The following is an 11422-nucleotide window of genomic DNA, read 5'->3' on the forward strand; positions in this document are numbered from 1 at the left end:
TGGGTCATGTGTCGTCTCTTTTTGCATAGGATAAAGAAATGACACAGAATTCTGAACACTACCATAACGTTTGGCGGTTTCACTTCAATTTGGCTTAAGTATTCAAGGTTTGGTGGTTTGCGTTATCCACCCCTTAAGCGGGCGTTACACATTACCCTATCATAGTTAATACAACTTCAAAAAATGACTCAGGGCACCTCTGAATAATGCTGCACAGCTCTGCGCAAGAGCAGCAGGCTGCAGAGCAATGCGTATATGGCGGGAAATGGCCGGCCCCGCCCAATATCGCCAACGACGTTATGGACACCCGTGCCCTAAAGAGGGAACTGGCGACCTTTGCCCAATATTTAGCCACAAGGCCGCAACGTGCAAGCGACGAATTTACAGAGGCGCAGCGTAGGTCTTGGTAGTGCGGCATCCCGTACTGCGACACCGCATGTGTTCTAAACTTTCACTTCGCCTTGTCTACTATTCTTATCCACCGCTACAGCCAGCACTGCCGAACTGTAAGCGCCGGATAACTTAGACAAAATCAGCCGCAGAATCAAAAGTTACTGGTAAGACTCGCCATAATCCCTAAAATGCCGCTCTTTATTTTAAATGGCGCCTTAACCCTGATTTATAAGTAGATTTATAAATAATTACTTGTCTAAATAGTCAGATATTAGGGCGGCAAAATTTATCCTTGAGGGAGTAAATAAATGTTGATGAAGAAACTTGCGCTGGCCAGTGCATTGTCGGCGGCCTTCTTAGTGGGCTGTGGCAGCGACGATGACAACAGCAGTTCGTCAAACGATACAGCGGAAAACAGCACTTTTACGGCGAGCAAAAACGCCGATGCGCAACCCATTATCTGGATTGGCGACTTTAATAACTTCGATGATGCCGTGGCCTTGATGCTGATCGCTAAAGACCCGCGCTACACCATTGAGCTGGCGGTGGTGGAAGATTCGTTTAATACCGTCGCCCACGGCGCGAACACGGTTTATAACATTCTGGAGTGGCTGGGTAACCGCGATACTCAGGTGATTCGTGGCGCATACTACGCGCCGGAAGAGATTTATTTTGGTGCCAATGGCGCAAAAGCGGAAGGCACTGCAGTGACCGACAGCAACGCCGTGGTGGGAGGCATTGCCGACTACCAGTTGCCAAACTCCAACACCAACGGCAGCTGGAACTTAGAGCGTCGCAATGTGATGGGCATTAACTTGTATGGCCAATATGTGCCAGGCCCGTGGCGTGACAATGGCTCAACCCTGTATGCCACCGATCACTTAATTCCGCGTGCCGAGCAAGAAAACTACCACTACAACGGCAATAACGGCATGTCGTTTAAGTTTGAGCTGGCCGAAGACATGGTGCTGGCAGAGCTCGATAAGCTGGGCGACGATGTGGTGGTATTTAATACCGGTAAACTAACGACGTTTGCTCGAGTATTATCCAAAGCCAGTCCAGCGCAACTGGCTAAAATTGATAAAGTTATTATGATGGGTGGCGGTTTTGAGGGTGAAACCCCGTTTACCGAAGAGCATGGCCGTGAAAATAACCTCGGCGGTAATATTTTCTCGCACCCTTCATTTGGCGTCAGCACAGACTTCAGCACTCATCAGGAATTTAACATTCTGCTGGATCCGCTAAGCGCCAAGGTATCGTTTGATTTGCTGGCGCAAAACAACATCGACAGCTATCTGGTACCGACCAATTCAACGGATTTGGCCAAACTGGAAGCGCACAGCATCGTTGACTTGGCAGCGGCAGGTGCAACCCCAGAAGCTTGCTACACCTCCAAGCTGTTTAGCTCCATTCGTGAGTTTGAAGGCGGTGATTTCCCCGGCTTTGATGGCTCGCCGAGCGGCGACTTTGCACTGGATGCAGTGATTCGCTTGTGGGACATCATTGCAGCGCTGGTGCTGCTGGAGCCAGAAACCCTAGATATGAATATTCGTGAAGGCTACATCGCGGTTGACCAGCTGGATGACGGCTTGGAAAACAGCGAATACCGCTACGATCCAATTAGCTTTGACCCTATGGTCGGCAAAACCAGCTTTACCGAGGCCGGTGCCGGCCAACCGTTAAACGTGGTACTGGGCATTGATAGCGAAAAAGCGCGCCTGGCGATGATTGAGCGCCTGCGCTCTTCAACCAATGCCGCAGTTAAAGGCCCAAGCTGCGATTAATGGTTTTACGTCAGGGTAGGCATGGCTTACCCTGGCGGCTTGATTTATCAGCCAAGGAATAGCCATTGATCATTGGTATCGCCCAGGTTCCCATGTACTGGGACGTTTCTGCGAACAGCGCCCACGCTTGCCAGCTAATCGAACAGTTCAATTATTTAGACCTAATCGTATTTCCCGAATTGGGTGTTACTGGTTTTCATCGCGGCGTGGCCGATAAAAACAATCTGCAGCAAGTAGATGGCGCCATCAATACCATACGCGAGCTGTGCCAACAGCATGGCGTTAGCGTTATGATCGGTGCTCCCATCATGCGTGGCGACAAGGTATTTAATAGCTATGTGTTGATCGACGCCAGCGGCCGCTTGACTAGGCAATGGGATAAAGTCGGCTTAACACCCAGCGAAGCAACGTTTTTTACCCCTGGTGAGCATCGCCAGCCGGTGGCACTGAATAATCAAACCGTATCTGCCATTATGTGTCGCGAAGTCGATGACCTGGATTGGTTTTTTACTGAATCTGCTGGGCATGACATTAACCTCGTGGTATGGCCGAGCTATATCGGCGATAGAGACGTTTCGGCTAGCGAAGGGCCGAACTACTACGATAACGCCGCCACGTTAGCCCAACGGCTCAAGGCTGTGGTGATTCAATGCAACTGGCCAGAGACGCTGAATGAAGGCCCAAGTACAGATATGCATGGCAGTACGGTCATCGGAGCAGATGGCGATTCATGGTTTACCTTGCCTGCCAAACAGCCGTGTTTTGGCGTGGTTGATCTCAGCAAACAGGAGTGTAACGTGCTGCCTCTAAGCAAACTAGAAGCTTCTGGCTCGCAAGAAGATAAGCACTGCATCTCTATCTAGTGCCAACTCACTCCATGTAAAAGGAGTTAACATGATCGATCATTTCGAAATTAAAGTGATCAATTTTGCTGCTTGCTTTCAATTTTATCGCCAGGCTCTCTCTGCGCTCGGCATTGAGCTGAAATGGTCGGATGATTCGGCCGCAGGCTTTGGTCTTCAGGGAGAAAACAAGGTTCGCTTTTTAATTGAGCAAGGCGAACGTAGCAGCCAAAGCCATATTGCCTTCGCTGCCGCTACAGAGCCGCAAGTGGCCAGCTTCTATCGCTTAGGGTTGGAACATGGCGGTCGCTGTCATGGTGAGCCCGGCCTTCGAGAACACTACGCTCCTAACTATTATGCGGCGTTTCTATTGGATCCAGACGGTAATAATGTCGAAGCCGTCTTATATCGTTAGTAAACTCAGAAGCTTCCCATGGCGATGCAGTGTAAAGTAGCAAGATTGCGTCTTTAAGGAACACCTATGTCGCTGTGGCAAACCGTTAAAGTTTGGCTGGGGCTAGAAAAGCCCGTAATAGAGTTTGATTGGCCTGCCCATTGGAGCGAATTACTTGAGCAGCATGTCAGTTTTTATCGTGCGCTAGATAGCGAAAATAAGCTCAAATTTGAACAGCGCTGCACAGGTTTTTTGCTGACGACAAGAATTGAAGGCGGTGTCGGGGTTGAGGTAGAAGACCTAGACCGCCTGCTGGTGGCGGCCAGTGCTGTGATTCCCGTGTGGGGCTTTGCCGACTGGCCGTATTTAAGTGTCGCGGCGGTGATTTTATTACCCGGCACCTTTAACGACCAGTTTGTTTGCGGTCAGCCGGATTCCCGCATCAGTGGCATGGTCGGGCATGGGCCTATGTCGGGAAAAATGGCGCTGAGTCAGCCGCATTTACGCTTAGGCTTTGCCAATGACAAAGACAAGCAAAACGTCGGCATTCACGAATTTGTACATATTCTGGATATGGCTGACGGCGATTGTGATGGTTTTCCCGAGCGGGTAAGAGAATTTCAGTATTGCGCGCCCTGGTTTGAATTTGTGCGCCATAAAGTGGCGGAGGTTGAACGTGGCAAAACCAATATTAACCAATACGGCGCTACCAACTCGGCTGAGTTTTTTGCTGTTACGTCAGAGTATTTCTTTGAACGCCCAGCCATGCTCAAGAAAAAGCATCCACAATTGTATCAGTATCTCAGTGAGTTTTATCAGCAAAATCTGGCAGAAATTGCACAGCAACAGAAATCTTGTTCGAAGTAGTTGAACGCATAAGCGGCACTGAAAATTGATGGCTGAGTAGCCTGTTTGGCTACTCAGTTCACGCGAGGGGCTACCGAGCCTCTAAGTTATCGACCGTCTTAACAGTAAGCCGTAGCAGATACAGTGCTCCACGTTTCATTGCTGTAGAGGTTCCCAGGTGAGCAGCCGTGCAACTAAAGCGTTGGCGGCGATCAACTGGTAATAGTGGATAAGCTAGAAGCAACATAGCATCGAAACCAGCGCACTGGCGTGGCCTACGGATGATTAGGATAGTGACTGCCAAGGATTATGGTAGGACGGGTTTGGGGCAGAGCGTCAATGGCAGCTTGCCACTGAAACTGAGCGTTGTAGAGCGGGGCCGCTCTAAATAATTCTGCACAGCTCTGCGCGAGTGCGTTAGGCTTTCACAACAAGGCGTATATGGCAGGAAATGGCCAGCCCTTTTAATATCGTCAACGAGGTTATGGAGGCCTGCCGTCCGCGCCCGAGGGGGAGCGCCAGCAGGCGCCAGTTCTGAGTCGCCAATTTTTGCTGTGGCTGGCTAAGGATAATCCGATGCAGTTATCAATTCGAAGTTACAGTCGTCAAATCAATGCTCATAGCCATGTGCATCACCAGCTAGTATTGCCGCTGCAAGGCAGCATTCGCTTACTGCAAACGGGCTTTGAAGGCTTGGTTAGCCCAGGCGAATGCGTTGTGATTCATGCCGGCAATGAGCACCAGTTCAGTGCCGACGAGGTTGCACGATTTTTAGTCGCAGATTTGCAGGATTTGCCCGCGAATCTGATGCAAGCGCAAAGGTTGGTCTTTGCCATCACTGAATCTTTGCAGCGCTTTTGTGAGTTTGTTGAAGCCCAGCTGTCAGCGCAGGTCAATGCCAGCATTGAAGAGCATTTAAAAGCCATGTTTTGGCTGCTGCTATCGGAGCAGCAAGATTTTCGCGTTATCGACGCGCGCATTCGACGCGTGCAAGCTTATATCGAGCAGCATCTAAACGAACCTCTAACACTACAACAGCTGGCACAGCAGGCTCATCTCAGCAGCACACAACTGAAAGCATTATTTCGCCAACACACTGGCGAGACCGCGATGGACTACCTTACCCGCCTGCGAATGAACAAAGCGAAAGCCTTATTACTGCATACCGACCTACCGATTCAACACATCGCCGAGCACTGTGGCTACCTCGACAACTCGGCCTTTAGCCGTCGTTTTCGCCGATACCATGGTGTCTCTCCGTCCAAAATGCGCGAATAAAGCGCCTCCTTAAACCAGAATACCGTCCGCTCTGCACACTCATATAAAGAGCCACACGCTAAACTTTGGTCTTTCAAATGATGCGGAGGCAGCATGTCGAGCGGCCAAACTCCCACACGGGGCATACTCAGTATCGTCATCGCCTGCTTTTTGTGGGGCACCACAGGCACTGCGGCCAGTTTTACCAACGGCATCAGTCCTTTCGCTATTGGTGCTATGGCAATGGGCGGCAGTGGTATTTTATTAGCGCTTTATGCCCGCAAGAGGCTTTGGCAAGACCGTCACCGCTTGCTGCAACACCGACGCTTATTGCTGCTCGGCGCAGCGGCTGTGATGTGCTATCCGTTGGCGTTTTATTCCAGCATGGCCTATGCAGGTATTGCTGTAGGTTCGGTCATATCCTTGGCCTGTGCGCCATTTTTTGCCGCGATGTTTGAAGGCCTTATTCACCGTCGCTGGCCCTCTGGGCGCTGGTTCATCAGTTTCGCGATCGGCGCTACGGGGGTGCTTATGTTAGCCCTACAACAAGACAACAGCGTCGTTACAACCAGTGCCTATTCATTGGGCATTGCCTTAGGCCTGTTGGCCGCCGCCAGCTATGCACTGTATTCCTGGGTGGCTAAAACCTTAATTGAGCAAGGGATAAACTCCAACAGCGCCATGGCCAGCCAGTTCTTTTTGTCTTCTTTGGTACTGCTGCCGCTGTTTTTTGCCATCGACAAACAAGGATTTTCCAGCGCCACAAATACCAGCATTTTATTGTATATGGTATTTGGTCCCATGTTTCTTGGCTATTTACTGTTTGGCTATGGCTTGCGCTTTATCAGCGCCAGTCAAGCCACCTTACTGACCCTGCTAGAACCCGCGCTGGCGACCTTAATGGCTGTCGTTATCGTGGGCGAACAACTCACGCTGAGTGGCTGGCTGGGTATGGCGATGATTTTGGGTTGTTTATTACTGCAGCACAAGCAACAAGCTGAGCTTAACTTAGGGGGGACCTAGCTAACGCACCAGCCTCAGCACTTGAAATGATCAAGTTCGAGGCTGGCATATTTTAAAGGCTGATCAGCAATGCTGATCAAGTTTCAAAATCAGTTTATTGAAAAACGGATTTCACAACCTCGATATCCGTGCTTTTACTGGGTTGCAGATTGTTAACCGCATAAGTGAAGGTGCCATCATCATTGCGAATCAGACCAGACACAGACAGAGAGCGGCTTTGAGACAGACGAAAGACGTGATCATCAGTCAGCTCTGATATGAATGCCGCTTCATCGCTAAATTTAACCAATTTAATAGAGCCCTCGCGGATTGATTTAGAGCTCAAGGCAACGTAAAAGCTTCCATCACTGTCTACAGTCAAAGGCTGGTTAATATAAGAGTAAGTGCTGGTAGCTTCACGGTATAACTCAAGGTCACCCTTATTAGAATGAACCAGAGCAATATACGCATTGCCCTCATTCATCCCCTGGCCGATAATGGCAAAGCGCCCATTGGAAAGCTCAGTCACATCCCCCAAGTTGCCGTAAAAAAGCTCACCAACATTATTCCAGACCGATACCTCAGCCAGGTCTGTATTCAGAGTCTGTATATAAGCACCGGATGCAATAACCCTGATCGATGCATCATCAGTACGGTTTGCCATACCAGCCAGCAACAGCTCACCTGAACTGGTTTTAATTAATTTTTGAATAGACTGCCGTTCCATGCCCTCCAGCTCAGGCAACTCGATTGGGTCGGAAATAGTGCCATCTCCTAGGGAGATGGTGTGTAGGGAGTAAACTCTTTCCTTAGTACAGCCTCTGCAAGTAGGATAGTCCCACTTGACCGCCGATACATATAATGAGCCATTAAACTCAACCGTATCCACAAAAGCATGTCTATCAAAAGTCGGGCCATGGTGAACCTCCCACAAACTGCTGCCTTCACTGCTAAGCTTTAATGCAATGGCAGTTTTCTCAACAAAATCACTACCAAAGGCAATAACGGAACCGTCTGCTAGCTCAATAATGTTGTCTAACCGGCTGCGACCCGCTGCATAATCGATGTATTGCCACTCAACCTCGCCTTGTTCGTCGAGCTTGATAACCCAATCGTCACCGTCAACTCCGACATTGTCAGCAATATCTTTCGACTGAGTTACGCCCAACACTATGTAACCTCCCTGACGGGAAGGGATTATTTTCTCAGCATAATCATCGCGAGCACCACCAAGTACTTTGCTGAAGATACCCAACTCTAATGCCTCTGGCTGCGAAGGCTGTGATGCTTGATTGAGTGAGTTGATGCGAGTCAAACGCCACTCATAGCGGCCAGTTGGCAAGTCAGATAGCAGCAGTTCCGTGCCAGAAATATCCTCATGTACCGAGGAATCTTCGGCATTGGTCAGACTGGTTAGCTCAACTCTATAAGTACTTTCTTCGCCCATATCCTGCCAGGATAAGCGCACATCATAGCCTGACTCGGACGGTGATATTTCAGCGGCATTCAGCGCTGGCAGGTCGGTAGCAGCCACCTCAAATGTCACCGGCTCACTCCATGGGCCAACCCGCTCTTGATTAAAGGCACGATAGCTCAGCTCGTATTCGCCAACAGCTAGGTCTGTTAGCTCTACTTCTGTCGCCTGCGTCTCTATCTTTTGCTCGATATCGTCATTGATATATTTGACTTCATACTTAGTAGCGCCAGGAAACTCCTTAAAAACAACCTTGAGTGAGTTCTGGTCTTTAATAACAGTATTAGCAACAGGAGACTCAAAGCTCAGTATTTCGTTAGCCGATGCATCGACATAAACCCAAAACTGCTGATTATTGCGAACTTCATTGCCGCTTTTGGTAACAGCTTTTAACATCAGTGAGTGGGCATTTTCATCGGCCCAAAAATAAGCCGGCCAAGTAACCTGCCAAGGTTCACCGTCAGTATCGCGCGCCACTTCAATGCCATCGACAAACAACACCATCTCTTGCACACCAGCCGTTGTCGGAATATCCGCACGTACGCCTATAGTAGAACCATGCACGACCGATTGATTGACTGGGTGGGTAATGATTATTTGATCAGCAAGCTGCTCCAGATTTGTTTGTGCATCGTCTAGCTTATCTTTGTCTTCTTCAGATAGCTGACAACCCACCAGCGCCATAGGCAAGCACACCATCATGCCCAATGCTTTTATTGTTGATACCACATCAAACTCCAGTCACATCCATTATATATGCATCAATATTCATTCAAATGCCATCAGCCAAGCTGCGAAGATCATCAACGGCGATTTACAAAGGCGTTGATGCCGGCTGATTCAAAGCAGGAGCGGCATTATCCAGCTTTTTTAATGCTGATAAAGCGCCGTCAAAGCTAAGAAAAATAAAGTGTGACTGGCGTCTGTTTTTATCTCCTCGCCTAATGAGAGGAAGACAACTACTGACATCTTTCAACCCCCTGCAAAGTACAGCCAAGGTAAATTGAACGGCTTATCCCGACCTTGCTAAAAGAAATGAATAGTGATTCACTTCTTTAAAAAGACAGAGCACAGCCATGGCCTATCGTGAAACCGAGCATACACGCCAGCGCAAAGCCGAGACCCGTCAGCGCTTGCTAGAAGCCGCCCGCCAGTTGGTAGCCGAGCAAGGCTTTGCGGCCGCGACAGCCGCTGCCGTAGCCCACCGCTCAGGCGTAGCTGCCGGTACCATTTACCGGCATTTTCCCAACAAGTCGGAGCTGGTGGCAGAAGTCTTTCGCTATGCCACCGAACATGAAATTGCCCAAGTAAAGGCAGCCAGTGAGTTGGGCCAGAGCGCTAGCGAGCACTTACATCACGCCATTCATGTCTTTGCCCAACGCGCTTTGCAAGGCGCTACGCTGGCATATGCCCTGATCGCTGAACCCGTCGACCCGCGCGTTGAGCAAGAGCGACTGAAATATCGCTTTGCTTACGCCGAGCTGTTCGAAGATTTGATTCACAGCGGCATTGAAGCACAAGAGTTTTCCCAACAAGACACCGCAGTTAGTGCAGCAGCTCTGGTGGGCCTGTTAGCCGAAGCATTAGTTGGGCCTTTATCGCAACGTTTTCGTGATCAGTCCCGCGACAGCAACACGCCAGACAATCACTACTTAATCGAACAATTAGTGACATTAAGCTTGCGCCTACTGGGCGCTAATCCATCACGTTAGGAGCCATAATATGGATGCACAGTCCTCAACCGCTCGCGAGCAACACTTGGCCCAAGCCGATACCCATGAGGTGTTTAACCAGCCTACTGCGTTGGAAAACTTTAATGCCTACCAATCTGATGTGGCGCTGCAACACTGGACGCGCGTCTACGGCGGCGATTGGGCCAGTGAGCGCTTACATGCCTACGGCGGGCTATGCGGTGGTGAATTAATCGAAGCGGGTTTTTTAGCCAATGAAAACAAACCGTAGTTTTATCCCCATGACCGCTTTGGTCAGCGCATTGATTTAGCCAAATTTCACCCGGCCTATCACCAGCTGATGCGTAGTGCGATTGATGCACAAGTCCATTCATTGCCTTGGGTATCGCCTAAGGCCGGCGCTCACGTGGCGCGGGCAGCACTGGAGTACATGCATATGAATGCCGATGCCGGTTCTGGCTGCCCATTAACCATGACCTTTGCAGCGGTACCCGCACTGCGCCATAGCCCCACGCTGGCGAAAGAGTGGTTGCCAAAAATCATGGCGAACCGCTATGACGAACGCAATGTGCCCTATTTTGAAAAAGAGGGTGTGACCATTGGCATGGCGATGACGGAAAAACAAGGTGGCTCAGATGTGCGTGCCAATACCACTCGAGCCTACCCTGTAACAGAGCAACAGGGTAATGGCGCGGAATATGAACTGGTTGGGCATAAGTGGTTTTGTTCAGCACCGATGTGCGATGCATTTTTAGTACTGGCTCATACGGAAAACGGCTTGTCTTGCTTTTTATTGCCACGCTGGCGTCCGGATGGCAGTAAAAACCAGATGTTTATCCAGCGCTTAAAAAACAAGCTGGGTAATATTTCTAATGCCTCATCCGAGGTGGAATTTCGTGGCGCCTTTGCTTGGATGGTCGGCGATGAAGGCCGAGGGGTGCGCACCATCATAGAAATGGTGGCCATGACCCGGTTTGATTGCATGGTCGGCTCATCAGCACTGATGCGTGCTGCCGTCGCTCAAGCCATTCACCATACCAGCGGTCGCAGCGTATTTGGCAACAACTTGCATAAGCAACCACTGATGCAAAATGTACTGGCTGATCTCGCCATCGAAAGCGAAGCCGCCCTCGCCATCAGTATGCGAGTAGCTCATGCATTAGATCATAGCGATGATCCACAACAGGCTTTGTTTGTGCGCTTAGCGACCGCCGTAGGAAAATACTGGATTTGCAAGCGCACTCCCCATTTAGCCTATGAAGCGATGGAATGCATCGGTGGCGTGGGCTATGTGGAAGATAATATATTGCCACGCATTTATCGCGAAGCCCCCGTCAACGCCATTTGGGAAGGCTCAGGTAACGTACAGTGCCTAGACGTGTTGCGCGCTATGAATAAAGAGCCCAAAGTGATCGATGCCTTTATGCAAGAACTGCAACAAGCGTGTGGCCACTATGCGGCCTATGATCAATTCGTAGCAGCGTTAGGCACGGAATTTAGCGACCTTAGCAACATAGAATTTCGTGCACGCACACTGGTGGATAAACTCGCTATTGCTTTGCAGGCCAGTACATTGATTCAACAAGGTGAGGCTATGATCGCCGCCGCATTTATTCGCTCTCGCATAGAAAGCAATGGCGGCATTAACTATGGCACCTTACCCTCTGATGTCGACTGCCAAGCCATTATTCAAAGGGCAATGCCCAAATTGTAGTGATGGCAGGGCACACGGTGCCCTG

The 11422-nt window shown here is 49.9% G+C and carries 8 protein-coding genes and 1 pseudogene; 8 read left to right on the forward strand and 1 reads right to left on the reverse strand.

All coding sequences use genetic code 11. The features are described 5' to 3' along the window. The first annotated feature begins 701 nt into the window (after positions 1 to 701). The 6 genes from IE090_RS15950 (at position 702) to IE090_RS15975 (ending at position 6539) form a co-directional block, all read left to right on the forward strand. The gene (locus IE090_RS15950; protein ID WP_189389919.1) at positions 702 to 2177 is read left to right on the forward strand and encodes a nucleoside hydrolase; all 1476 of its coding nucleotides are present in this window, start codon (positions 702 to 704) and stop codon (positions 2175 to 2177) included. A gap of 65 nt (positions 2178 to 2242) precedes the next feature. Further along, entirely contained in the window at positions 2243 to 3040 is a 798-nt protein-coding gene (locus tag IE090_RS15955) for a carbon-nitrogen hydrolase family protein (protein WP_189389921.1), read from the forward strand. A 31-nt stretch (positions 3041 to 3071) separates the two neighbouring features. Further along, complete coding sequence (locus IE090_RS15960; RefSeq protein ID WP_189389923.1) at positions 3072 to 3434, forward strand: VOC family protein; 363 nt, start codon at positions 3072 to 3074, stop codon at positions 3432 to 3434. 66 nt (positions 3435 to 3500) lie between these two features. Beyond that, positions 3501 to 4280, forward strand: coding sequence for a M90 family metallopeptidase (locus IE090_RS15965; RefSeq protein WP_189389925.1), 780 nt, complete (start codon positions 3501 to 3503; stop codon positions 4278 to 4280). A gap of 555 nt (positions 4281 to 4835) precedes the next feature. Further along, complete coding sequence (locus IE090_RS15970) at positions 4836 to 5537, forward strand: AraC family transcriptional regulator (RefSeq protein ID WP_189389927.1); 702 nt, start codon at positions 4836 to 4838, stop codon at positions 5535 to 5537. A 93-nt stretch (positions 5538 to 5630) separates the two neighbouring features. Further along, entirely contained in the window at positions 5631 to 6539 is a 909-nt protein-coding gene (locus tag IE090_RS15975) for a DMT family transporter (protein ID WP_189389929.1), read from the forward strand. A 94-nt stretch (positions 6540 to 6633) separates the two neighbouring features. Here the strand turns inward: IE090_RS15975 and IE090_RS15980 are convergent, their stop codons facing one another. Further along, a complete protein-coding gene (locus tag IE090_RS15980; protein ID WP_189389931.1) occupies positions 6634 to 8721 on the reverse strand; it encodes an Ig-like domain-containing protein in 2088 nt (695 codons plus the stop codon). A gap of 347 nt (positions 8722 to 9068) precedes the next feature. Here IE090_RS15980 and IE090_RS15985 point away from each other — a divergent pair, with 347 nt between their 5' ends. Further along, entirely contained in the window at positions 9069 to 9704 is a 636-nt protein-coding gene (locus tag IE090_RS15985) for a TetR/AcrR family transcriptional regulator (RefSeq protein WP_189389932.1), read from the forward strand. A 10-nt stretch (positions 9705 to 9714) separates the two neighbouring features. After that, positions 9715 to 11397: pseudogene (locus IE090_RS18025) on the forward strand (acyl-CoA dehydrogenase family protein). Positions 11398 to 11422 lie beyond the last annotated feature (25 nt).

Source organism: Bacterioplanes sanyensis (assembly GCF_014652515.1).
In the GTDB taxonomy this organism is placed as follows: domain Bacteria; phylum Pseudomonadota; class Gammaproteobacteria; order Pseudomonadales; family Oceanobacteraceae; genus Bacterioplanes; species Bacterioplanes sanyensis.

What these genes read in the sequence shown, in the direction of transcription:
- IE090_RS15950 (WP_189389919.1), top strand. Translation starts at nt 702, where the DNA reads ATGTTGATGAAGAAACTTGCGCTGGCCAGTGCATTGTCGGCGGCCTTC.
- IE090_RS15960 (WP_189389923.1), top strand. Translation starts at nt 3,072, where the DNA reads ATGATCGATCATTTCGAAATTAAAGTGATCAATTTTGCTGCTTGCTTT.
- IE090_RS15970 (WP_189389927.1), top strand. Translation starts at nt 4,836, where the DNA reads ATGCAGTTATCAATTCGAAGTTACAGTCGTCAAATCAATGCTCATAGC.
- IE090_RS15965 (WP_189389925.1), top strand. Translation starts at nt 3,501, where the DNA reads ATGTCGCTGTGGCAAACCGTTAAAGTTTGGCTGGGGCTAGAAAAGCCC.
- IE090_RS15985 (WP_189389932.1), top strand. Translation starts at nt 9,069, where the DNA reads ATGGCCTATCGTGAAACCGAGCATACACGCCAGCGCAAAGCCGAGACC.
- IE090_RS15975 (WP_189389929.1), top strand. Translation starts at nt 5,631, where the DNA reads ATGTCGAGCGGCCAAACTCCCACACGGGGCATACTCAGTATCGTCATC.